The sequence below is a fragment of the Streptomyces sp. NPDC086989 genome (genome assembly GCF_044745505.1).
Taxonomy (GTDB): Bacteria; Actinomycetota; Actinomycetes; order Streptomycetales; family Streptomycetaceae; genus Streptomyces.
This window is the reverse complement of record NZ_JBIVAL010000007.1, coordinates 365,054-389,172: the sequence shown is the minus strand read 5'-3', so window position 1 is coordinate 389,172 and position 24,119 is coordinate 365,054. Positions and strand designations below refer to the sequence as shown.

The following is a 24,119-nucleotide window of genomic DNA, read 5'->3' as shown; positions in this document are numbered from 1 at the left end:
AGGCACTCTGTTGACGTCACCCCGTCCCCACGCGCCCACCCCGCATTCCGAGGAATCGGAGCACTACACGGTCGGCGTCGACTTCGGCACGCTGTCGGGCCGCGCCGTGGTGGTGCGGGTTCGCGACGGTAAGGAGCTGGCCGTCGCGGTCCACACCTACCGGCACGGCGTCATCGCCCGGCACCTGCCGCACAACGGGGTGCAACTGCCCCCGGACTGGGCCCTGCAACACCCGCAGGACTGGCGGGACGTACTGCGTCACGCCGTCCCCGAGGCCGTTGCGGCGGCCGGGGTCGACCCTGCCGCGGTGATCGGCATCGGCACCGACTTCACCGCGTGCACCGTCCTTCCCACGCTGGCCGACGGAACCCCCCTCGCCGAGACGGAGCTCGCCGGACGGCCGCACGCGTGGCCCAAGCTGTGGAAGCACCACGCGGCCCAGTCGCATGCCGACCGCATCAACGAACTCGCCCACGCCCGCGGGGAGAAGTGGATCACCCGCTACGGCGGCCGGATCTCCGCCGAGTGGCAGTTCGCGAAGGCCCTCCAGGTCCTGGAGGAGGATCCGCTCGTCTACGAAACCTGCGCGCGGTGGATCGAGGCCGCGGACTGGATCGTGTGGCAGCTCACCGGAACCGAGTCCCGCAACGCCTGCACCGCCGGATACAAGGGCATCCACCAGGACGGCGCCTACCCGAGCGAGGAGTACCTGGCCGCCCTCAACCCCCGGTTCGCCGACTTCGCACGGACCCGCCTCGAATTCCCACTCTCCGCACTGGGCTCACGCGTGGGCTCGCTCAGTCCCGAGGCAGCAGCTTGGACAGGGCTGCGGCCCGGCATCGCCGTGGCCGCGGGCAACGTCGACGCCCATGTCACCGCGGCGGCGGCCCAGGCCGTCGAGGACGGTCAGCTGCTCGCCATCATGGGCACCTCCACCTGCCACGTCGTGAACGCTCCCGTCCTCGCCGACGTCCCCGGCATCTGCGGTGTCGTGAGCGGCGGGATCGTCGAGGGAACCTACGGCTACGAGGCCGGCCAGAGCGCGGTCGGCGACGTCTTCGCCTGGGTGCTCGACCAAGGCGTCCCACCGGACTACCTCGCCGAGGCCGCCGACCGCGGCGAGGACCTGCACACCCTGCTGACCCGGAAGGCCGCCCGGCAGCCGGTCGGAGGCCACGGACTGGTCGCCCTCGACTGGCTCAACGGGAACCGTTCCGTCCTCGTCGACCACCACCTCTCCGGGGTCATCGTGGGGCTCACCCTCGCGACCCGCCCCGAGGACGTCTACCGTGCGCTGCTCGAGGCGACCGCGTTCGGCACCCGCGTCATCGTGGAGGCCCTTGAGCAGGGCGGGGTGCCGGTGAACGAGTTCATCGTCGCCGGCGGCCTGGCCAAGAACGCATTGCTGATGCAGATCTACGCCGACGTGCTGCGTCGCCCCGTCTCCCTCGCCGCGTCCGACCAGGGCCCCGCGCTCGGGTCGGCCATCCACGCCGCCGTAGCGGCCGGCGCGCACACCGACGTGCGCACGGCCACCGCCGCCATGGGCCGCCGACGGCCTGCCGTCTACACGCCCGACGCCTCCCGGGCCGACGCCTACGACGCCCTCTTCGCCGAGTACCGGCTCCTGCACGACCATTTCGGCACCGGCGGTCTGCTGCACCGTCTGCGGAACATCCGCGACACGGCCCACCACGCGGGCTGACCAGGCCCGCTGTTCGTCCCCGTCTCCCCACCAGCCCGCCGCCCTCACCACCGTTGGGGGACGTCACCTTCAGGAGTTCATGTGCCCAGCCACACATCCACCGCCCAGGAGATCTGGTTCCTCACCGGCAGCCAGGGCCTGTACGGGGAGGAGACGCTGAAGCAGGTCGCCGAGCAGTCACGGCAGATCGCCACCGCGCTGGCCGACTCCTGCGGCATCCCCACTCGCGTGGCTTGGAAACCGGTACTGACCGACGCCGACGCCATCCGCCGGACATGCCTCGACGCCAACGCCGACGACCGGTGCATCGGGCTCATCGCCTGGATGCACACCTTCTCGCCGGCCAAGATGTGGATCGCCGGACTGGACGCGCTGCGCAAGCCCTTGCTGCACCTCCACACCCAGTCGAACGTGGCCCTGCCCTGGGACACCATCGACATGGACTTCATGAACCTCAACCAAGCCGCTCACGGGGACCGCGAGTTCGGGCACGTCCAGGCCCGTCTCGGTGTCCCCCGCAAGACCGTGGCCGGCCACGTCAGCGACCCGGTGACGACCGCACGCATCGAGGTCTGGGCGCGGGCCGCCGCCGCACGCTCCGAACTGGCCACCCTCAAGGTCGCCCGCTTCGGTGACAACATGCGCGACGTGGCCGTCACCGAGGGCGACAAGGTCGAGGCCCAGCTGCGCTTCGGCGTCTCCGTCAACACCTACGGCGTCAACGACCTGGTGGAGGTCGTCGACGGCGCGGACGAGACCGAGGTGACGTCCCTCGTCGAGGAGTACGGGGACTTGTACCAGCTGGCGCCGGAACTGCGGCCCGGAGGCGCACGGCACGAATCACTGCGTTACGCCGCCCGCATCGAAGCCGGCCTGCGCACCTTCCTCGAAACGGGCGGATTCGGGGCCTTCACCACCAACTTCGAGGACCTGGGCGGACTGCGCCAGCTGCCCGGCCTCGCGGTCCAGCGGCTCATGGCCCAGGGGCACGGCTTCGGAGGAGAGGGCGACTGGAAGACCGCCGTCCTGCTGCGCGCCCTCAAGGTGGCCGCCACCGGCCTGCCGGGCGGCACCTCCTTCATGGAGGACTACACCTACGACCTGACGGCGGGCAACCAGCTCATCCTCGGCGCGCACATGCTGGAAGTCTGCCCCACCCTCGCGGCCGCCAGGCCCAGCTGCGAGATCCACCCCCTCGGCATCGGCGGGCGCGAGGACCCGGTGCGCCTGGTGTTCGACGCGGCCCCCGGCCCGGCCGTGGTGGTCGGGCTCGCCGACCTCGGCGACCGCTTCCGCCTGATCGCCAACGACATCGACGTGGTGGCACCCCCGCACCCGCTGCCCGCCCTGCCCGTCGCCCGCGCGGTCTGGCGGCCCCGCCCCGATCTGCGGACCTCCAGCGAATCCTGGCTGACGGCCGGAGGACCGCACCACACCGTCCTCAGTACCGCCCTCACCTCCGAGCACCTCGACGACCTGGCGGAAACGCTCCGCATGGAACTCGCCCTCATCGACGAGACCACCACCCCGAAGCAGTTCCGGCGCGATCTCCGCTGGAACCAGGCGTACTACCGGCTGGCACTGGGACTGTGAACCACCCGGAGGCCGGGCAGGTCCTCGCGGACCGCCCGGCCTCGTCGTACCCGGAGCCGTTCTCCGGGCGGGGCGGGCCGTTACTCCAGCAGCTCCGCGTACGAGCCCATGGCCAGGGCGACGTCGGCCTGGGCCCAGAACCGGTGGTACGTGAAGACGGGCGCGGCACCGCCCGCGAGGTAGGCCTCGACCTTCGGCCAGGCCGGGTCGTCCTTGTAGAAGGTACGGATCGAGGCGAAGGTGGACGAGGAGTTCACCGTGTCGCCGTTCGGCATCCTGCCGGTCCACGCGCCGGGCACGTACACCGGGTCGTCGAATCGGTTGTAGTCGGTCCGCGTCTCCTGGACGCTGACGCCCAGCGGGTCCTGGTGGTGGGCCCACATGCCGTCGAGGAGGGCCTTGGCGACCCGCTTGGCCTCGGCGTTCCCGGACTTCGCGGCGTAGTAGGTCAGGGCCTTGGCGTATGCGGCGGCCACGCCCACGTCGTCGGTGTAGTCGGCGACGGTGACGTGCAGGCCCGAGTTGGCGCCGGGAGCCGACGCGTTCCAGGTGTCGGGGGCGCCGGACCACGTGAGGGTGGAGGGGATGCGGTAGGTGCCGTCGGGGTTGATCGTGGTCTTCGACAGGGCCCAGCCGACCCACTTGTCGAGCAGCGTCTTGGCGCCGGCGTCACCCGTCTGCCGGTAGAGCTCGGCGACCCGCTCCATGGACCAGGCCTGGAAGCCGAACCACTGGTTGGACGGCGGGTCGTGGTAGACCGGCTTCTCGTCGTAGAAGAGGCCGTGGAAGGTGGGGGTGCCGGCCGGGGGCTGTGCGTAGCGCCCCTGCCAGCTGTTGGTGGCGCCGCCCGCGATGGCGCCCTCGTCGGACTGGAGCCACCGGTAGAACTCCAGCTGCCGGTCGAGGCTGGTCGCCCAGTCCGTGGCGCCGGTCGCCGACTTGGGCTTCAGCGGGGCGTACTGGCTGAGCGCGTAGGCGGCGAGGGGGTTCTGGTAGCCGCTGTGCGCGTGGCTGGAGCCGATCCGCCAGGACCAGCCGGCCGTGGTGTCGGTGGCGCCGCCCCAGGCGTAGTACCAGGACATCAGGTAGTGCGCGCTGTCCTTGCCGGTGCCGGCGGGACAGACCGTGGGCCCGACGCAGTTTCCGGCCCTCTTGAAGTACTTGTCGAACATGGAGTACCGGAGGTAGTCGCCCATCTTGGCCGCCTTGGAGACGGTCGCGGCGACCTGGGTTCCCCTGCCCTGCTCCTTGGCCCAGACGTCGGCCCAGTAGGCGGCCTGGACGGCACGCGCGTCGGCATCCGGGGCGTCGGTGAACTTCCACTGCTTGGCGTAGGAGGTGTCCCCGGTGAAGAGGTCGAGGTAGCCGTTCTTGCCGCCGAAGGTGAAGTTGTCGCAGGTGGGGTGTGGAACGGTCTCCCAGACCGATTCCTGGGGCCCGCGCTGGAAGGTGTTGATGTACGAGGGTCCGGTCGCGGTCGGTCCGGCGGAACACTTTCCTGGCCCGTTGCCGTAGCCGTAGACGTTGTCGACGTCCTGGAGCCAGTGCATGCCGTAGATGTCGTCCGTGCCGTACGCACTTTTCAGCTCGCCGGCGATCGGGTCCGCACCGGCGGCGACTCCCCCGTCGAGCTTGGCCGGGTACTGGGAGGGAAGGTCGTGCTCGGGGGCGTAGGTGGCGGGCTTGGAGGCGTTGTACGAGCCGGTCGTCGGCTGGTCGGCATGGGTGGGGATCATGAACTTCTCCATGGTCTCCCACGCGCCGTTGAACTTGGTCCAGTCCCCGGTGATCTTGCCGTACATGGCCTGCAGCCAGATCAGGTAGCTGTACGCCTCCGAGGTCGTCTCGTGCCCATGGTCCGGGGCCTCCACGATCAGCGTCTCGACGGAGTGGTACGGGATGCCCTCGGGCGAGAAGTAGCCGTTCGCCGGGTTGGTGATCTTCCCGTGGAGGTCGAGGAACCGGGCGTCGTACGTCGAGTCGGCGGCCAGCTCGGCGACCGTCACCGCGGCCTCCGCGTGACCCGGGGCGGTCGCGGTGAAGACGGCGGAGCCGGTGCCGTTGGTCCCGGCGGTGACCGTGACCTTCTGGGCGGTGTTCCAGTTCGCCGGGGTGAAGGTGAGCGAGGCCGGCGTCGCGGCGAGGTCGGTGTTGCCCGAGGTGCGGGCCACGCCCACCATGACGTTTGCGGTCGGCTGCCTGGACAGCTTCAGGTCGAAGGTACCGGTCTCCCCCCGGCGTACGGTGAGCTGTGCGGGGCTGGCGACGAGCGCGGGGCCGGCGGCGACCGTGATGCCGACGGGGGCCGACTCGGCGGAGGCGGCGAGGCTGTCGTAGGCCTTGGCGTAGAGGGAGTGGGGTCCGGCGGCGAGGCCGGTGGCATCCAGGGTGAAGGGCGCCGTGGTGTCCGTGCCCAGGAGCGTGGTGTCGCTGTAGAACTCGACCTTGGCGACGGTGGCGCCGTCGGCCGCGGCGGCGGTGGCGGCGAGCGGGACGGGGGTCCCCGCCGTGTAGACGGCGCCTGCGGTGGGGCTGGTCAGGACGGCGACCGGGGGCCGGTGAGCTCCGGTGCACGGGGTGCCGTTGACGGCGAAGGAGGTGGGGGCGGCGTTGGTCCCGCTGTAGGAGAACTGGGCGCCGGTGGTGACGGCCGCGCCGGCCTCGACGGTCTTGTTCCAGTCCGGCGCCGCGACGCGGACGCTCTTGCCGGACTGGGTCCAGGTGCCGTTCCAGCCGTTGGTCAGCTGCTGGTTGCCGGAGTGGTCGTAGGTCAGGGTCCAGCCGTCGAGTGCGGTCGCGGACCGGTTGGTGAGGGTCAGCTCGGCGGTGAAGCCCGAGCCCCAGTCGTTGGTCTTGTAGTCGACGCTGCACTGCACGGCCGCGGCCGCGGCGGTGGGGGCACCGACGGCCGTGAGACCGAGGGGGAGGGACAGCGAGACGGCCACGGCCGAGGCGGTCAGCAGCCTGCGTCGGACGTGCGGCCTGGGTGGGGGGTGTGCCGACATGCGGATGGTTCTCCTCGCGACTCGGGGGAGACGGGGACGGAAGAACGACTGCGCACGAGCTCCGACTAGTGGGAGCGCTCCCACTGTGCAGAGGCGGCGTGACGGCGTCAAGACGCATGGAGAGTCGAAAGCAATCTGCGAGAAATGTGCGCAACCCCTCTTTTCCTTGGCGCCAGTTGACGCTACGGTCGGGCCCCAACCAGTGGGAGCGGTTCCATCGTTGGGCGCGCCGTCGGGCGCAACCCCTGCAGGATTCGCTCATGCCGCCCCGCGTCCGTCGGCCCTGCTCGGCGGAGCAGCGCCGCCCTTGCGCGAGGCGGTCCCGGCCGGAATCCGCCACGAGGTCGCCGCCCTGCAGCACCCGGTGGAGACCGTACGGACGGCGGGGACCCGGCCTCCCACCGCTCCCGGCACCGCCTGCGACGACCCGGGCCAGTGGCTCACCGGTCCCCCGCCCTCGCGCGGTCGCGGACCGGATCCCCGGCCGCGGGCCAGAGCGGCGAGCACACCTGCTGACACTCACTCTTCGACCGCGCCGCGGCCCGGGCCCGACGGCCGCATCCGTACCGCCGCACCCGCTCCGTACGACGGCACCCCTCCGCACCACGGCACTCACCGCATTCGGCACTCACCGCATTCGGCACCGGGTTGCGCAACCGCCTGCGCACCCTCGACTGAGAGGCATCCCCGACATGAGCCGCAGCACTTCCCGCACCGCGTTATTGGCAGCCCTGAGTCTCGTCACGGCCGCCGGCGCCACCGCCACCGTGTTCGGCACCTCCGCCGGCGCCGCAACCGCGGGCTGCAAGGTCGAATACCAGATCACCAACCAGTGGAACAACGGGTTCGGCGCGAACGTGGTCGTCACCAACACCGGTGACCCGGTCGCCTCCTGGACCCTGGAATGGTCCTACGCGAACGGCCAGCAGGTCACCCAGGGCTGGAACGCCACCATCACCCAGTCCGGGGCCGCGGTGACCGCGAAGAGCATGTCCTACAACGGGTCGCTGGCCACGGGCGGTTCGACCTCCTTCGGCTTCAACGGTTCGCACGCCGGCACGAACGCCGTCCCCGTGGCGTTCAAGCTCAACGGCGTCTTATGCAACGGCGCCACCGACCCGACCCAGCCCCCGACCACTCCCCCGACAACGCCGCCCACGACGCCGCCGACCACCCCTCCGTCACCCGGCGGCAAGGTCGACAACCCCTACGCCGGCGCCAGGACGTACGTGAACCCCGAGTGGTCCGCCCATGCCGCCGCCGAACCCGGCGGCGGCAGGGTGTCCAACCAGCCCACCGGCATCTGGCTCGACCGCATCGCCCTGGTCAACGGCACCAGCACCACGATGGGGCTGCGCGACCACCTGAACGCCGCCCTGGCGCAGAAGGGCAGCGGCGAACTCGTCGTCCAGCTGGTGATCTACGACCTGCCGGGCCGGGACTGCTCCGCGCTCGCCTCCAACGGCGAACTGGGCCCGACCGAGATCGACAAGTACAAGACGCAGTTCATCGACCCGATCGCCGCGATCCTCGCCGACCCCAAGTACGCGGGGCTGCGGATCGTCACGGCCGTCGAGATCGACTCGCTGCCGAACCTGGTCACCAACGTCGCCGGACGCTCGACGGCCACCCCGAACTGCGACGTCATGAAGACCAACGGCAACTACATCAAGGGCGTCGGCTACGCCCTCAAGAAATTGGGCGCGATCCCCAACGTCTACAACTACGTGGACGCCGGTCACCACGGCTGGCTCGGCTGGGACGACAACTTCGGCGCCTCCGCGGAGATGTTCAGGCAGGCGGCCACGGCCGAGGGCTCCACGCTCTCCAACGTGCACGGCTTCATCGTGAACACGGCCAACTACAGCGCCCTCAAGGAGGACCACTTCACGATCGAGGACTCCGTGAACGGCGCCTCGGTGCGCCAGTCGAAGTGGGTCGACTGGAACCGCTACACGGACGAGCTGTCGTACGCCCAGGCCATGCGGACCAAGCTGGTGTCGCTGGGCTTCGACGCGAACATCGGCATGCTGATCGACACCTCCCGCAACGGCTGGGGCGGCGCCGCCCGGCCCACCGGTCCCGGTGCGCTGACCAGTGTGGACACGTACGTCAACGGCGGCCGCTACGACCGGCGCATCCACCTCGGCAACTGGTGCAACCAGTCGGGCGCCGGGCTCGGCGAACGGCCCCAGGCCGCCCCCGCCGCGGGCATCGACGCCTACGTGTGGATGAAGCCCCCGGGCGAGTCGGACGGCGCCAGCAAGGAGATCCCGAACAACGAGGGCAAGGGCTTCGACCGGATGTGCGACCCCACCTACACGGGCAACGTACGCAACGGCAACAGCATGTCGGGCGCGCTCCCGGACGCGCCGCTCGCCGGACAGTGGTTCTCCGCCCAGTTCCAGGAGCTCATGAAGAACGCCTACCCGGCACTGTGACACACCGCCGATGAAGGGCCCGGAGCCGTACGGAACCGCCTTGATTCCGTACGGCTGCGGTCCGTACCGCACTCAGGCCTCGGCAGCCCCAGGATCGGCCCCGGCCTCTCACCACTCAGGAGGAATCCCGCACGATCAGCTCCGTGGGAAGGACCCGCCGCTGCTCCCCACCCGCCGCAGGACCGGCTCCGGGATCCTCCGCGACCTTCTGGAGCAGCAGCCGGGTCATCGTGCGGCCCATCTCCTCGATCGGCTGGCGCACGCTCGTCAGGGGCGGGTCCATCAGACGGGCCACCGCGGAGTCGTCCACCCCCACGAGGGCGACGTCCTCGGGGATCCGCCGCCCGGCCTCCCGCAGCACCCCGCGCGCCCCCGCCGCCATCACGTCGGAGGCCGCGAAGACCGCGTCCAGGCCGGGTGCGCGCTCCAGGAGCTCGCGCATCGCCCGCCGGCCGCCCTCCTCGGTGAAGTCCGCGGTCGCAACCAGCGACTCGTCGGGCGCGATGCCGGCCTCGGCGAGACCCGCGCGGTAGCCGCCCAGACGCGCGCGGGCCACGTACATGTCCAGCGGCCCGGTGATGGTGGCGATCCGGCTCCGGCCCCGCCCCGCGAGGTGGGCCACGGCCGCCCGGCCGGCACCGATGTTGTCGGAGTCCACGTACGCGACGGGTTCGGGCTCGGAGCGGCGGCCGTTCATGACGACGGGAAGCCCGAGATCCGCGATCCGGTCGGGCAGCGGGTCGTCCCCGTGGACGGATGCCAGCAGTACGCCGTCGACCCGCTGGGCGGCCAGATAGTGCTCGAAGCGCTGCCGCTCGGCCTCGGTGCGGACCAGGGTGAGCAGCAGTTGTTTGTCCGCCTCGGCGAGTTCGGCGCTGACCCCGCGGATCAGATCGAGGAAGTACGGCTCCGAGAACACCCTGGCCTCGGTCTCCGGGATCACGAGGGCCACCGCGTCGGTCCGGCTGCCGGCCAGGGCCCTGGCCGCCTGGTTGGGCACGTATCCCAGCTCGGCGACGGCGCGGGCCACCGCGTCCCTGGCCTGCTCGCTCACCCTCGGCGAGCCGTTGATCACCCGCGACACCGTGCCCCGGCCGACGCCGGCCAGGGCCGCGACCTCCTCCAGGGTGGGTCTGCCGTTCTGCCGTCCGCTCACGACCCTCGAACTCCCCTCGTGCATCGCACTCGCACTCCGCGCCGGCCCGGCCGGCTGATCCTGTGGATCCGGTGGATCTGGCACGATGATGGACCCCACCGCGGTCACACGTTACGCCCGAGCCGGTGGGAGCGCTCCCACAGTACGCTCGATTCTTTGAACGCGCCACGCCCACGCCCCCGCCCGAGGGGCTGCACCCGAGAGAGGGGGCAGGCGGGCGTCGGGGGGCAGGCAGGGGGCAGGCGGGCGCCGGAGCCCGGCGTCGTGAATTCGTGTTCCATCCCTTGACACCCGCACCCGCCAGGCAGCAACCTTCCGGCAACGACGTGGGAGCGCTCCCATCCGTGGGTGCGGCAACGGCGTTCACATCAGGTCCAGGCGGGCCCCTGGCCGAGCCGCGAGCAGCCCGCCGGTCCCCCATGGCGCACAACGAGCGGCACCTTGGACGAGGAGAGTGCAATGCGTACTTCCAGCAGCAGACGCGGACGCGGACGCCGCACCGTGATCAACCTGGTCGCCACGGTCGCCGTCGTGTCGACCGGCGCGGCCCTGCTCACCGGATGCGGCGGTGACAGCGACGACGGCAAGGGCGACGGCGCGGCCGCCGGCGAGCAGATCACGCTGCGGATCGGTACCTTCGGCTCCTTCGGTTACGACGACGCGACCGGGGCCAAGCTCTACGCCGAGTACACGAAGACCCACCCGAACATCAAGATCGAGGAGTCGAACGTCGCGGACGGCCAGAAGTACTGGGACACGCTCAAGCTGCGCCTCTCCCGCGACAGCGGTCTCGCGGACATCCAGGCCCTTGAGGTGGGGTACATCGCCGAGGCGACCGGCCCCGCGCTGGCCGGCAAGTGGGCGGACCTGGGCAAGACGGGCGGCGCGGACCTCGGTGCGTTCCTCGGCTGGAAGGTCAAGCAGGCCACCACGGCCGACGGCAGGGTCATCGGCCTCGGCACGGACATCGGCCCGATGGCCATCTGCTACAACAAGGACCTCTTCGCCCAGGCCAAGCTGCCGACCGAGCGCGCCGAGGTCTCCGCGCTCTGGGCGGGCGACTGGTCGAAGTTCATAGCGGTCGGTGAGACGTACAAGAAGAACGCCCCGGCCGGGACCGCCTTCCACGACTCCGCCAGCGGCCTGTTCAACGCCGTGATCTCCAGCGAGGCCGTTCAGTACGCCAACGCCAAGGGCGAGCTGGACTACGAGAACAGCCCGGGCGTGAAGAAGGCCTGGGACACCGCCGTCACGGCCGCGACGGGCGAACTGACCGCCAAGCTGCGGCAGTTCGACGAGAAGGGCACCTGGAACGCGGCCTTCAAGAACTCGAAGTTCGCCACCGTCGCCTGTCCCAGCTGGATGACGGGCATCATCAAGGACCAGGCGGGCCCGGAGAACCGGGGGAAGTGGGACATCGCCGCGCCGCCCGTCGCCGGGAACTGGGGCGGCTCCTTCCTCGCCGTGCCGAAGTCGGGCAAGCACGTCAAGGAGGCGGCCGAGCTCGCCGCGTGGCTCACCGCCCCCGCCCAGCACGCCAAGGTCTTCGCGGTGAACGGCAACATCCCCTCCTCCAAGGACACGCTCGCCTCTCCGGTGGTTCAGGACGCCAAGCTGCCGTACTTCGGCGACACACCGGTCGGCAGGATCTACTCGCAGGCCGCGGCCGGCATCACACCCGCCCCGATCAGCCGCTGGGACGGCCAGGTGAAGACCTTCCTCACGGACAACGGCATCCTCGACATCGAGCAGCGCGGCACCGACCCGGCGAAGGCCTGGGAGAACGTCAAGAAGCTGGTCGCCGACAAGATCGACCGGTAACGGAGGAGCGTGACGGCCCGCCGTCACCCGCTGCCTCCCGCGGGTGACGCGGGCCGTCGATCGTCCGCACCACCGCAACACTGCACGCATCGACCTGGAAGGAAGCCCCCGTGGCCACCTCCGTACGGGCGACGGGCGACGGCTCCGCGCCGCCCGCCGCACAAGCCCCGGGCTCCGGCGCCGGCCCCCGCTCCCCCAGGCAGCGGCCCTCCGGCCGGAGCGGTTGGCGCAGCACGCTCTACCGCCTCGACCTGAAGGCGGTCCCGTACGTCTTCATCGCTCCCTTCTTCCTCACCTTCGCGGCCTTCGGCCTCTTTCCCCTGGTCTACACGGGCTGGCTCTCGCTCCACCGGGTCGAACTCGGGGGTGACGCACAGTGGAGGGGGCTGGGGAACTACAGCGCGCTGGCGACCAGCGAGTTCTTCTGGAACGCTCTCGCCAACACCTTCACCATCGGTGTGATCTCCACCGTCCCCCAGCTGCTGATGGCGCTCTGCCTGGCTCATCTGCTCAACTACAGGCTCCGCGGCCGGGGCTTCTTCCGCGTAGCGATCCTCGCCCCGTACGCCACTTCCATCGCGGCCGCGACGCTCGTCTTCGCCCAGCTCTTCAACACCGACTACGGACTGATCAACACGGTCCTCGGCTGGCTGGGCTTCGACCCGGTCGCCTGGGAGTCCTCCAAGTGGCCGGCGCAGATAGCGATCTCGGTGATCGTGACGTGGCGCTGGACGGGCTACAACGCGCTCATCTACCTGGCGGCGATGCAGGCCGTGCCGCAGGACCTCTACGAGGCCGCTGCGCTGGACGGGGCCTCGCGACTGCGGCAGTTCCTCAGCGTCACCATCCCCTCCATCCGGCCGACGATCCTCTTCACCGTCGTCGTCTCCACCATCGGCGCCACCCAGCTCTTCGGCGAGCCGATGCTCTTCGGGGGCAGCGTCGGCATCAGCGGCGGCAGCGGGAACCAGTTCCAGACCCTGAGCCTGCTCATGTACGAGAAGGGCTGGGTCACCGGCGCGCTGGGCCAGGCCTCCGCCATCGCCTGGGTCATGCTCCTGCTCCTGCTGATCATCGGCGGGATCCAGGCCCTGGTCTCCCGCTCACACCGCAGCCGCAACCGACGCACGAAGGCGGGGAGCTGACCTCATGGCCCGCACACTCGACATGACGCCACCCTCCGTGGCGCCGCGCGCCAGGCGTCTTCGCCCGTCAGCCGGCCGTCAGCACCACGCGGGACCGCTGACCTACGTCCTGCTCGGCCTGGCCGCCCTCATCTCCCTCTTCCCGCTGTACTGGAACCTCGTCGCCGCCTCCCATTCGGGCGAGCGCGTGGTCGAGGCCCCGGCCCCGCTCCTGCCCGGACCCCGGCTCCTCGACAACCTCTCCTTCGCCTGGAACCAGGTCGACATGGGCGAGGCGCTGCTCAACACGACGATCGTGGCCGGACTCGTGTCCCTGTCCACCGTCCTGTTCTCCACGCTGGCCGGCTTCGCCTTCGCCAAGCTGCCCTTCAGGGGCCGCGGCGCCCTGCTGGCGCTCGTGGTGGCCACCATGACGATCCCGCCCCAGCTCAGTGTGATCCCGCTGTACCAGCTCATCACCGACCTCGGCTGGGTCGACCAGCTCCAGTCGGTCGTCCTGCCCTCGCTGGTCGCCGCCTTCGGGGTGTTCTTCATGCGCCAGTACCTTCTCGAGGCACTCCCCGCGGAACTCGTGGAGGCGGCCAGGATGGACGGGGCCCACAGCCTGCGCATCATCTGGCACGTGGTGTTCCCCGTGGCACGGCCCGCGATGGCGGTCCTCGGCATGCTCGTCTTCGTCCAGGCGTGGAACGACTTCTTCTGGCCCTTCATCGCACTGACCCCCGACGGCAACCCCACTCTCCAGGTCGCCCTGGCCGGCCTCGGGGCGGGCGATCACACCGTCGACCAGGCCGTCGTACTGACCGGCGCGCTCATATCCACACTGCCGCTGCTCCTGGTCTTCGCCGTACTAGGCAAGCACGTCGTGGGCGGCATCACCGCCGGCGCCGTCAAGAACTGACGCGTCGTTCGTCGACGAACCGCCGACCCGGCCGGTCCGTTCGCGCCCACCTTCCGGCGTCGCGTCCTTCCGGTGCGGGCCTCATCCGGCACGACTTCATCCGGCACCCCTCCATCCAGACCTGCGTTGGGAGCGCTCTCCTATGACCGCGTCCGAGACCCGGCCGCTCACGGCCACCCGCACCTTCCCGCCCGATTTCCTGTGGGGCACGGCGACGGCCGCGTACCAGATCGAGGGCGCCGCCCGCGAGGGCGGCCGGACCCCGTCCATCTGGGACACCTTCTCGCACACGCCCGGCAAGGTCTTCGAGGGCCATACCGGGGACGTGGCGGTGGACCACTACCACCGGTATCCCGAGGATGTCCGGCTCATGGCCGAACTCGGCCTGAACGCCTACCGGTTCTCCGTCTCCTGGTCACGCGTGCAGCCGACCGGCCGGGGACCCGCCGTCCAGAAGGGCCTGGACTTCTACCGACGGCTCGTCGACGAACTGCTCGCTGCCGGCATCGACCCCGCCCTCACCCTGTACCACTGGGACCTGCCCCAGGACCTGGAGGACGTGGGGGGCTGGCCGGAACGCTCGACCGCCGAGCGGTTCGCCGAGTACGCGACCCTCGTCGCCGACGCCCTGGGAGACCGGGTCAAGCGCTGGATCACGCTCAACGAGCCCTGGTGCAGCGCGTTCCTCGGCTACGCCTCCGGCGTACACGCTCCGGGCCGCACCAATCCGGTCGCCGCCCTCCGTGCCGCCCACCACCTCAACCTCGGCCACGGCCTCGCCGTCCGGGCGCTGCGGTCCGCCCTGCCCGCAGATGCCCAGCTCGCGGTGTCCCTCAACCTCCACGAGGTCCGCCCGCTGAGTCCTTCGGCCGAGGACCGGGAAGCGGCGCGCCGTATCGACGCCGTGGGCAACCGGATCTGGTTGGGCCCGATGCTGGAGGGCGGCTACCCGGAGGACCTCCTCGCCGACACCGCGCACCTGACCGACTGGGCCTTCGTCAGGGACGGCGACCCCGCAGCGATCCACCAGCGGCTGGACCTGCTGGCCGTCAACTACTACACGTCGACGGTGGTTTCGCACGTGGCCAAGGGCGCGGCGCGGCCGCAGGACGACGGCCACGGCGCCAGCGAGCACTCCCCCTGGCCGGGCGCGGACCAGGTCGCCTTCCACCGCGCCCCGGGCGAGCGCACCGCGATGGGCTGGCCGGTCGACCCGAGCGCGCTCTACGACCTGCTCACCCGCACCACCGCCCGGTATCCGGGCCTGCCGCTCGTCATCAGCGAGAACGGCGCCGCGTACGAGGACGTGATCGGGCCGGACGGCACGGTCCACGACCCGCAGCGCGCCGCCTACATCCACGCGCACCTCGACGCCGTGCACCGGGCGATCACGGACGGGGCGGACGTGCGCGGCTACTTCCTGTGGTCGCTGCTCGACAACTTCGAATGGGCGTACGGCTACGCCAAACGGTTCGGCGCCGTCCACGTCGACTACGACACCCTGGAGCGCACACCCAAATCGAGCGCGCGCTGGTACTCCCGCGTGGCCCGGACGGGAGAGCTGCACGCGCCGCCTAACGGAGGGGCAGGCGGGTGGGGTCGGCGATGATCTGCTGGACGGTCGACCATGCCGCACCCAGGACCGGTCCGCGGCGCCCCAGGGCGGAGCGCCGCACCGCCTCCGGTCTCCAGGGCCGGACGGTGACCCGGGCGGCGAGTTCGGCGCGTATCGGCGGGAGGAGCCAGTCGGCGAGTTCGGCGTAGGCGCCGCCCAGGACGAGGCCGTCCGGGTCGATGAGGTTCACCGCCGAGGCGAAGGCGAGGCCCAGGGCCCGACCGGCCCGGTCCAGGGCGCGCAGGGTCGCCGCGTCCCCCGCGCCCGCCCGCTCGGCCAGCAGGGCCACCGGGTCGCCGGCGCCGCCGAGCCCGGCCTCGCGCAGTACGGCCGCTTCACCCGCGTACTGCTCCAGGCAGCCGCGTGCCCCGCAGGGACACGGTGCGCCCTCCGGGTGGACGGGCAGGTGGCCGAGTTCGCCCGCGAAACCGCGGGCGCCCCGGAACAGCTGCCCGCCGATGACCAGTGCGGCGCCGATTCCGGCCTCGGCGGAGACGTGGACGAAGGTCTCGGCGGGGTGTCCCTGCTGCCGCTGCTCGGCGAGCGCCCCGAGGTTGGCCTCGTTCTCCGGCTCGGGCACGGCGGCGGGGTCGGGCCAGTGGTCGGCGGGCCGGACGGCCTGCCAGCCGAGGTTGGGGGCGTTCGCGACCAGTCCGCCGGGGGCGTTCGCCACCACCCCCGGCACGGCCAGGACGCGGCCCTCCACCCGGAGGCCGAGTGCGGCGGCCTCGGACTCCGCGTCGGCGCCCAGTGCGGCCGCCTCCGCCAGTACCCGCCCGGCCGGCCGGCCCGCGTTGGACCGCTCCACCCGGCGCCACACCCGGGGTTCACCGCGCAGGTCCACGACGCACGCGGCGAGGTGGGTGACGCCGATCTCCAGGCCGAGGCCGGCGGGGCCCCGGTCGTTCAGGGCCAGCGCCCGCCCGGGGCGGCCGACGCGTCCGCTGGGCGCCGTCTCCGTCTCGGTCAGCGCGCCGCGGCCGATGAGCTCGTCGACCAGCGAGGAGACGGCCGGCCTGGTCAGGCCCGTGTGTCCGGCGATGTCCGCCCGGGAGAGCGGGCCGTGCGCGGCGACCGCGCCGGTCACCGCCGCGAGGTTCTTCCGGCGCATCCCCTGTTGCGAGGCGGGCGTGATCTCCACGGCCCCGCCCGCCCTGCCGATCCCGGTCATCGACCCGGCCCCCCTCGTCCTTCCGGCGGCGCCTCCTGCAGGGCCCGCGCCCGCCGCAGCGTACTGGTGATCCGTTCGAGCGTGTCGTCGTCACGGGGTACGGGCTCCAGTACCGGGCCCTCGGCGGTCCGCCAGCGCCGGGCGACGGCGTCGGCTGGCTCCCCGGTGAGCAGTGCCGCGGCCTGGGCGGCGGCCCCGAGCGCGACGAGCTCCCGCGCCTCGGGGACCTGGACGGCCCGCCCGGACAGCCGCAGGACCGTGTGCTGCCAGGCCCTGCCCGCGGCTCCGCCGCCGATCAGCAGGAGGGGTTCGTCGGCGGCGGGATTCTCGCCCCCGGCGCGCAGTACGTCGTCCAGGGCCACGAGCAGGGCGTGGGCGGCCCCGTCGTAGGCGGCCTGGAGCAGCTGCCCCGGGGTGGTGTCGTGGCGCAGACCGTGGACCAGGCCGGAAGCGCCCGGGAGGTCCGGGGTGCGCTCGCCGTCGAGGTAGGGAAGCACCACCACCGTGCCGCCTCCTTCGACAGCCTCGCGGTCGCGGCCGACGAGGGCGGCGAAGCGGTCGACGGCGAGGGCGCAATTGAGCGTGCAGGCGAGCGGCAGCCAGCCGCCGAGGGCGTCGGCGAAGCCGGCCACGGTTCCGCTGGGGTCGGCGGGCCGCGTCCGGCCGACGGCGTAGACGGTGCCGGAGGTGCCGAGGCTCAGCACCGGACGTCCGGGGGTCAGGCCCAGTCCGAGGGCGGCGGCCATGTTGTCCCCGGTCCCGGTGGCCACCGGCGCGCCCTCGCGCAGGGGCATCCCGGCGCGGACGAGGCCCGCCCGGGCGCCCGGCGGGAGAACCTGCGGCAGCAGCTCGGAGTCGAGTCCGATCCGGGCGAGGACCTCCTGGTCGTAGCCGTCCGGACCCCACCAGCCGGTTCCCGAGGCGTCACCGCGGTCCGTCACCGCCTCGCCGGTCAGCCGCTCCGTCAGGAAGTCGTGGGGAAGCCGGACCGCGCTGACGCGGTCGGCGGCGGCGGGCTCGTTCGCTCGCAGCCAGGCCCATTTGGCGGAGGTGAAGGCGGCCGTGGGGACGCTGCCGGTGCGGCGGGCGAGCTCTGCGGGGCCGAATGCGGCCGCGAGTCCGGCGGCCTGCGGGGCGGAGCGGACGTCGTTCCACAGCAGTGCCGGGCGCACCGGCCGGCCGGCCGGGTCGAGGGTGACCAGGCCGTGCTGCTGGCCGGCGATCGAGCATGCGGCGACGCGGTCCGCCCAGCCGGTGCCCGCCATGGCCGCGCCGAGCGCCCGCCACCACTCTTCGGGGTCGCTCTCGCGGCCGGCGCCCGCGCTGACGGCGTGCGCGGCCCGGCCCTCGCCCAGAACGGCGCCGGTCTCCAGGTCGACGGCGAGGGCCTTGGTGGACTGGGTCGAGCTGTCGACGCCGATCACGACACGCTGAGCAGCCATGCGTTCCTCCGGTGGGGTTCCTTCTGGCGTCTGCGCATACTAATTTGTTTTCCGTCATTACAAATAGCCCTCGGCCCGGATCCGGAGCGCCTCATGACCAGCGACCCGCTCGTCCCCACTCCCGCGCACAGGTTCACCTTCGGCCTGTGGACCGTCGGCTGGCAGGGCCGGGACCCCTTCGGCGACGCCACCCGGCCCGCCCTCGACCCGGTCGAGACCGTGGAACGGCTGGCCGGGCTCGGCGCCTACGGCGTCACGTTCCACGACGACGACCTGATCCCCTTCGCGGCCGGCGACACCGCACGCGAGCAAGCGGTCAAGCGCTTCCGCACCGCACTCGACACGGCCGGGCTGAAGGTGCCGATGGCCACCACCAACCTCTTCACCCACCCGGTCTTCAAGGACGGCGCCTTCACCGCAAACGACCGGGACGTCCGCCGGTACGCGCTGCGCAAGACGATCCGCAACATCGACCTGGCCGTGGAACTCGGCGCCTCGGTCTACGTGGCCTGGGGCGGCCGCGAGGGCGCCGAGTCGGGCGGGGCCAAGGACGTGCGCACCGCCCTCGACCGGTTGAAGGAGGCCTTCGACCTGCTGGGCGAGTACGTCGACAGCCAGGGCTACGACCTGCGCTTCGCGATCGAGCCCAAGCCGAACGAGCCGCGCGGCGACATCCTCCTGCCCACCGTCGGACACGCCCTGGCCTTCATCAACGCGTTGGAGCGGCCCGAGCGGGTCGGCCTCAACCCGGAGGTCGGCCACGAGCAGATGGCCGGGCTGAACTTCCCGCACGGCATCGCCCAGGCCCTGTGGCACGGGAAGCTGTTCCACATCGACCTCAACGGCCAGTCCGGCATCAAGTACGACCAGGACCTGCGCTTCGGCGCGGGTGACCTGCGCCAGGCGTTCTGGCTGGTCGACCTGCTGGAGTCGGCCGGCTACGACGGCCCCCGGCACTTCGACTTCAAGCCGCCGCGCACCGAGGACTCCGCCGGGGTGTGGGCCTCGGCGGCCGCCTGCATGCGCAACTACCTGCTCCTGGCCGAGCGCTCCCGCGCCTTCCGGTCCGATCCGGAGGTCCAGGCCGCGCTCGCCGCCTCCCGACTGCCCGAACTCGCCCTCCCCACCGCCGAGGACGGCCTGGCCGGCCTCCTGGCCGACCGGTCCGCCTTCGACGACTTCGACGTCGATGCCGCAGCCCGCCGCGGCATGGCCTTCGAACAACTCGACCAGCTGGCCCTCGAACACCTCCTCGGCGCCCGCTGAGCCGGTGCGCCCGCTGAGCCGGGCCGTGGCGTTCCACGACCCGGCTCCGCACCAGGGCAGGTGAGGCGCGGGTGCCGTCGAGTGCCTCCTCGCCGTGGTCCACGGGACGCGGTAGGACCTGCTGCCGTGCGGGCGGCTGCGCGAGGAGAGGTGACCGCACCGCACCCGGTACGTGAAGACGGTGGGAGGCGGGGTGCCCTCGAAGCCCCGAACCTCACCGTGCGGGCTCCTCCGCCTGCGCGCGGTGCGCTGTGATCAGGCCCCGGTACCAGTGGTAGCTGTCCTTGGGCGTCCGGGTCAGGGTGTCGTGGTCGACGTGGACCAGGCCGAAGCGCTGACCGTGGCCGTGCGTCCACTCGAAGTCGTCCAGCAGCGACCAGACGTAGTAGCCGCGCACGTCCACCCCTGCGGAGATGGCGTCTGCGACGGCGGCAAGGTGGTCCGCGAGGTAGTCGATCCGCGCGGTGTCACGGACCCGGCCGTCGAGGCCGGCGGTGTCATCCTCCGCGGAGCCGTTCCCGGTGATCCAGACCGGCGGAAGGCGCGGGTAGCGGGCGTGGAGTTCGCGGAGCAACTCCGTGAGCGCGTCCGGGACGACCGGCCATCCCATGGTGGTGCGCCGGGACCGGTACCGGTCCAGCTCGGTGACGCCGATGTCCACGGCGGTCCGCCTTTCGGGGGCGGCCTCGCGGTGGGGGGCGGCGGCGAACGTGACCGGCCGGTAGAAGTTGACGCCGAGGAAGTCCGGCGGGGCGCCGATCAGCTCCAGGTCGCCCGGCAGTCGCCAGGGGCCGTCGGCGAGGCCGGCCCAGGTCTCGGCCTCGTGCACGGGGTAGCGGCCCGCGAGGAGCGGCTCGGTCCAGACCTCGTTGTGGAGGACCTTGGCGCGGCGCAGGGCCGCCCGGTCCTCGGGAAGGGCAGAGGCGAGATGGATGCGGTCGAGGCTGAGGGCGATCCCGACCTCCTGGGCGCCCGCGGCGCGCAGCTCCCGTACCGCCAGGCCGTGGGCGACCAGCAGGTGGTGTGCAGCCGCCAGCGCGCCCCGGCCCTCCTCGGCACCGGGTGCGTGCCGCCCCTCGGCGTAGCCCAGGAAGGCGGAGCAGTACGGCTCGTTGAGGGTGATCCAGCGCTCCACGCGGTCCCCGTAGCGCTCGGCCGCGAGGGCCGCGTACTGGGCGAACGCCTCGGCGGTCTCCCTGACGCGCCAGCCACCGCGGTCCTCCAGGGCTTGGGGCAGGTCCCAGTGGTAGAGGGTGACGGTGGGGGCGATTCCGACGGCCAGCAGACCGTCGATCAGGCGGTCGTAGAAGTCCAGGCCCTTGGGGTTGACCGGTCCGGTGCCCCCGGGCAGCAAACGGGGCCAGGCGATCGAGAAGCGGTAGCCGTCGACACCGAGCCCGCGCAGCAGGGCGATGTCCTCGCCGTAGCGGTGGTAGTGGTCGCAGGCGGTGTCGCCGGTGGCACCGGCGAGGGTACGGCCGGAGCTGTGGCTGAAGGTGTCCCAGATGGACGGGCCGCGGCCGTCCTCGTCGTGGGCGCCCTCGACCTGATAGGCGGCGGTCGCGACACCGAAACGGAACCCGGCGGGCAGTTCCGGGAAGGCCGGGGCGCTCATGGGCGGTACCTCATGGGGTCTTTCGGGTTCCTCGGTCTCGGGGCGTGGCTCGGGAGTGGAGCGGCCGGGCGCGCGGGGCACCCTCCGGTTCACCCGGTCCGGTGGTACAGGGTGGTCAGAGCTCATGGGCCAGGCCGCGCCCGCGCAGCCGGGCCGGTTGGACGGGTGGAGGGGAGCCGTCGCCGCCGTGGTCGCCGAACGGCCACACGGTCGTGCTGCGGTCCCGGCCCGCGGACTGGTTGAAGGCGGCGCAGACCGTGGAGGGCGGCCAGGCCGGGTCCGTCAGGCCCACGCCGAACGGCGTCGGCGTGGGGGCTCGCCGGGCGAAGTGGACGCCGTCGAAGTGGTCGAGGGTGGCGAACGCCGGTTGCTCGCGGTGGGGGCTGCGCCGGCGCGACCCGTGACGATCTCCTGGTACAGGCCGTCGCAGCAGATCGCGGCAGCGTGGCGGAGGGGGCACCGGCACGGGCCGTCCGGCATGGCCGCCGCCACGCGGTCCCCGGCGAGACGGGCGCTGGCGAGACGGACGCCGGCGAGCGCCAGACCACCGCCCTGGCCGGCTCCGGCCGCCAGACCCACCGCCCAGGGCTATTCCGGCCGCCACCGGCGACGGGTCGGGCGTGGGCAAGCGCCCGTCGTCGGCTTCGACGGTGCTCAGCGGGTGCTGGGCGCTGACCCGTTCCGCCGTGATCGACGCGTCGTGCGACCGGGCGCCGGCAAGGGTCCGCCGACAGAAGGCGTCGAAGTCGGCCGGCTCGGACAAGTGTGGTCGGCGGTCACCGAGTTCCTCCGCTTCGAGGTCGGTGAGCGGCATGGGGCTTCCTTCGGTCGGAGCGGTGACGAGGTGGCGGAGCTCGGCGGCCCCAGAGAGCCCTGCCCCCGGACACAGGCAACAGATAGGGGGAGGGTGGCGGCCCGCCCCCCGGACGGGCCGCCGGTCTCGTGGGTGCGGGGCCTCTGTCGGTCCCGCGGACGCGGCGGAGCTGAAGGCGGCCAGGCGGAAGCCGCCGTGCAGCGTCAGCCGCAGGTCATGAACGCCGGCCGGCGGAACGGCTGGACCGGCGGGACCGGCCGCGCCGGGTCGGCGTGGGTCACGGCGTCGCCGCTGGTGCGGGGCGTCTTCCCTGGTCGGCCGAGAAGCGATACACCGTCATCGAGCGGTACTCCTCCCCCGGGCGCAGGTGGGTGGAGGGATACTCGGGCCGGTTGGGCGAGTCCGGAAAGTGCTGGGTCTCCAGCGCGATGCCCGCGTACGCGAAGTACGGGCGACCGGAGCGGCCGGTCAGCGAGCCGTCGAAGTGGTTCCCGGTGTAGACCTGGAGCCCCGGCTCCGTGGTCAGGCACTCGACGCGGCGTCCGCTGGCGGGGTGGCTCAGGACGGCGGCCCGCCTGAGCCCGGTGCCGTCGAGCACCCAGTTGTGGTCGAAGCCATCGCCGGCCCGGCGGATCTGCGGGTGTTCCTCGGTGATGCGGGACCCGATCGTCCGCGCCTCGCGGAGGTCGAACGGCGTGCCGGTGACGGACTCTGCCGGACCGAGCGGTATCAGTTCAGCGTCCACGGGGATGTAACGGGCGGCCTCGACCCGCAGCAGGTGGCCGAGCACCGTCCCGCAGCCCTCGCCGGCCAGGTTGACGTACATGTGGTTGGTGAGGTTGACGACCGTCGGGGCATCCGTGGTCGCGCGGTAGGTGAGGCAGAGTTCGCCGTCGGGGCCGAGCAGGTAGGTGACCTCGGCCTTGAGGGTGCCCGGGAAGCCCTGGTCGCCGTCAGGGCTGTCCATCCGGAAACGGACGCCGGCCCGCCTGCCCACGCGGACCGGCACGCCGTCCCAGAGGCGAGTGGCGAAGCCGTCCGGTCCGCCGTGCAGGGTGTGGCCGCCCTGCTGGGTCGCCAGCCGGTGCGTCGTGCCGTTGAGGGGCAGCGTTCCGCGCGCGATCCGATTGGCGTAGCGGCCGACCGTCGCGCCGAAGTAGGCGGCCCCCCCGAACAGATCGGCTGTGCTCTCGCAGCCCAGGACGACGTTGGCACACCGCCCGTCCCGGTCCGGCGCGTGCAGGGCGTGCAAGCGGGCTCCCAGATTCAGCACCTCCGCCGTCACGCCCTCCGGAGAGCCGAAGGTCCAGCGGGTGATGCGCCGCCCGTCCGCAAGCTCTGCGGCGGTCTCCTGGGCCACCGTCACTTCACCATGGGATACGAGTACGTCTCGCGACACGCGACTACTCCGTTCAACGCGGCGGGGAGGGGAGGGACGTCCGCCGTACGGGCGCCGTCATCGGCTGGGAAGGAGTGACGCGGGGGCGGCGCCGGGGACGACGTGGCAGGTGGACGTACCCCTGCGGGCGCGGAGTTGGCCGTTCTCAAGGGCCGGAGCGGCCGCCGCGGCCATGTGCGCGTCGACATGGCCGGCGGCCGGCGCGCTGCCCGCGGGCAGCCCTGTCCACTCCTCTCCCAGTGCGGTGAGCGAGCCGACCCGGGACACGAGCGGGACGAGGGGGCGCTCCGGACGGGTGCGGGCGAAGCCGCCGGACCAGGGCGCAGAGCGGCGAGGTACGCCTCCGAGGTCCTGCCGGCGTAGCGGGAGAACCACTTCTCTCCGCGGGCGGGAACGGGGGCGGGGGTGTTGATGCGGTCGGCCTGGTCCCGGGCCGCGTGGTACTTCCAGAGCTTCGGCCTGGCGTGCGGGTGAGCGGCCCGCTCGGCGGTCCCGGCGAGCGCGGCGCCGTCTGCGAGCACCGGCAGGACCGTGCAGCCGGTGAAGTCGGTGGCGAGGGCGATGACATGGGCGGGATCGGCACCGGAGACGGCGAGCGCGACGGGAGCGACGGGAGCGACGGGAGCGACGGGAGCGACGGGAGCGACGGGAGCGACGGGAGCGACGGCGCACGGTACCTCGCGCCGGCCCTCGGAGTGCTGCAGGGCCCGGCCGGGCGGCGGTGGGTGCCCGGTGCCGGGTAACTCGCGCTCGACGACGGCGTGCGGGTACTCGTGGACGACGGTCGCGAGCTCTTGTCCGTCATGCACGCGGACCACCACGGCACGATCGGAGAGGGTGCCGAAGTCGACGCCGACGACGTACCTGTCCGAGCCCCGGACGGCAGGGGTCAAGGTCACTTTCTCATCCTTCGCACCGGAAAACGGCATCGCTTCCAGCGGAGTTGAAGGGGTATCTCTCGTGCTGAGAAATTGTGAGCGTTAACAATCGCCGTGTCAAGGAATCGCCGAGGCCCTCGGCCCAGGGAGTC

The 24,119-nt window shown here is 72.1% G+C and carries 16 protein-coding genes; 8 read left to right on the top strand and 8 right to left on the bottom strand.

Annotated elements, in window-relative coordinates; all coding sequences use genetic code 11:
- The first annotated feature begins 10 nt into the window (after window positions 1–10).
- Window positions 11–1,705 (top strand): ribulokinase, encoded by a 1,695-nt coding sequence (gene araB / locus ACIPK4_RS19760; protein ID WP_402314222.1) that lies wholly within the window; start codon window positions 11–13, stop codon window positions 1,703–1,705.
- A gap of 81 nt (window positions 1,706–1,786) precedes the next feature.
- Window positions 1,787–3,298: an L-arabinose isomerase gene (gene araA, locus ACIPK4_RS19755; RefSeq protein WP_402314220.1), complete on the top strand. Its 1,512-nt coding sequence runs from the start codon at window positions 1,787–1,789 to the stop codon at window positions 3,296–3,298.
- 80 nt (window positions 3,299–3,378) lie between these two features.
- Here araA and ACIPK4_RS19750 read toward each other — a convergent pair whose 3' ends face one another.
- Window positions 3,379–6,303 carry a glycoside hydrolase family 48 protein gene (locus tag ACIPK4_RS19750; protein WP_402314218.1) on the bottom strand — a complete coding sequence of 975 codons (2,925 nt, stop codon included), beginning with the start codon at window positions 6,301–6,303 and terminating at the stop codon, window positions 3,379–3,381.
- A gap of 692 nt (window positions 6,304–6,995) precedes the next feature.
- Here ACIPK4_RS19750 and ACIPK4_RS19745 point away from each other — a divergent pair.
- Window positions 6,996–8,744 carry a glycoside hydrolase family 6 protein gene (locus ACIPK4_RS19745; protein WP_402314216.1) on the top strand — a complete coding sequence of 583 codons (1,749 nt, stop codon included), beginning with the start codon at window positions 6,996–6,998 and terminating at the stop codon, window positions 8,742–8,744.
- Window positions 8,745–8,859: 115 nt separating this feature from the next.
- On the opposite strand, the gene ACIPK4_RS19740 is transcribed toward ACIPK4_RS19745, so the two are convergent.
- The gene (locus ACIPK4_RS19740; RefSeq protein ID WP_402314214.1) at window positions 8,860–9,924 is read right to left on the bottom strand and encodes a LacI family DNA-binding transcriptional regulator; all 1,065 of its coding nucleotides are present in this window, start codon (window positions 9,922–9,924) and stop codon (window positions 8,860–8,862) included.
- 435 nt (window positions 9,925–10,359) lie between these two features.
- On the opposite strand from ACIPK4_RS19740, the gene ACIPK4_RS19735 reads away from it, so the two are divergent.
- From ACIPK4_RS19735 to ACIPK4_RS19720, 4 genes are all read left to right on the top strand, one after another.
- Entirely contained in the window at window positions 10,360–11,721 is a 1,362-nt protein-coding gene (locus ACIPK4_RS19735; RefSeq protein WP_402314212.1) for an ABC transporter substrate-binding protein, read from the top strand.
- Window positions 11,722–11,831: 110 nt separating this feature from the next.
- Complete coding sequence (locus tag ACIPK4_RS19730; RefSeq protein ID WP_402314210.1) at window positions 11,832–12,866, top strand: carbohydrate ABC transporter permease; 1,035 nt, start codon at window positions 11,832–11,834, stop codon at window positions 12,864–12,866.
- A gap of 4 nt (window positions 12,867–12,870) precedes the next feature.
- Window positions 12,871–13,767, top strand: coding sequence for a carbohydrate ABC transporter permease (locus ACIPK4_RS19725; RefSeq protein ID WP_402314208.1), 897 nt, complete (start codon window positions 12,871–12,873; stop codon window positions 13,765–13,767).
- A gap of 142 nt (window positions 13,768–13,909) precedes the next feature.
- Window positions 13,910–15,376, top strand: coding sequence for a GH1 family beta-glucosidase (locus tag ACIPK4_RS19720; RefSeq protein ID WP_402314206.1), 1,467 nt, complete (start codon window positions 13,910–13,912; stop codon window positions 15,374–15,376).
- Here ACIPK4_RS19720 and ACIPK4_RS19715 read toward each other — a convergent pair.
- Together ACIPK4_RS19715 and xylB are read right to left on the bottom strand one after the other, a co-directional pair.
- Complete coding sequence (locus ACIPK4_RS19715) at window positions 15,342–16,553, bottom strand: ROK family protein (protein ID WP_402314204.1); 1,212 nt, start codon at window positions 16,551–16,553, stop codon at window positions 15,342–15,344. The genes ACIPK4_RS19720 and ACIPK4_RS19715 overlap by 35 nt on opposite strands.
- The gene (gene xylB / locus ACIPK4_RS19710; RefSeq protein WP_402314202.1) at window positions 16,550–17,995 is read right to left on the bottom strand and encodes a xylulokinase; all 1,446 of its coding nucleotides are present in this window, start codon (window positions 17,993–17,995) and stop codon (window positions 16,550–16,552) included. Before xylB ends, ACIPK4_RS19715 begins: the two co-directional genes overlap by 4 nt.
- A 93-nt stretch (window positions 17,996–18,088) precedes the next feature.
- Here xylB and xylA point away from each other — a divergent pair, with 93 nt between their 5' ends.
- The gene (gene xylA, locus ACIPK4_RS19705) at window positions 18,089–19,261 is read left to right on the top strand and encodes a xylose isomerase (protein ID WP_402314200.1); all 1,173 of its coding nucleotides are present in this window, start codon (window positions 18,089–18,091) and stop codon (window positions 19,259–19,261) included.
- A 214-nt stretch (window positions 19,262–19,475) separates the two neighbouring features.
- On the opposite strand, the gene ACIPK4_RS19700 is transcribed toward xylA, so the two are convergent.
- The 4 genes from ACIPK4_RS19700 to ACIPK4_RS19685 all read right to left on the bottom strand — a co-directional run bounded on the left by ACIPK4_RS19700 (window position 19,476) and on the right by ACIPK4_RS19685 (window position 23,988).
- Window positions 19,476–20,876 (bottom strand): GH1 family beta-glucosidase, encoded by a 1,401-nt coding sequence (locus ACIPK4_RS19700; RefSeq protein WP_402314198.1) that lies wholly within the window; start codon window positions 20,874–20,876, stop codon window positions 19,476–19,478.
- A 115-nt stretch (window positions 20,877–20,991) separates the two neighbouring features.
- Window positions 20,992–21,690, bottom strand: a complete 699-nt coding sequence (locus ACIPK4_RS19695) for an acetylxylan esterase (protein ID WP_402314196.1) — start codon at window positions 21,688–21,690, stop codon at window positions 20,992–20,994.
- A gap of 277 nt (window positions 21,691–21,967) precedes the next feature.
- The gene (locus ACIPK4_RS19690; RefSeq protein ID WP_402314194.1) at window positions 21,968–23,056 is read right to left on the bottom strand and encodes an aldose epimerase family protein; all 1,089 of its coding nucleotides are present in this window, start codon (window positions 23,054–23,056) and stop codon (window positions 21,968–21,970) included.
- Window positions 23,053–23,988: a hypothetical protein gene (locus ACIPK4_RS19685; protein WP_402314193.1), complete on the bottom strand. Its 936-nt coding sequence runs from the start codon at window positions 23,986–23,988 to the stop codon at window positions 23,053–23,055. The genes ACIPK4_RS19690 and ACIPK4_RS19685 overlap by 4 nt, the downstream gene beginning before the upstream one ends.
- Window positions 23,989–24,119 lie beyond the last annotated feature (131 nt).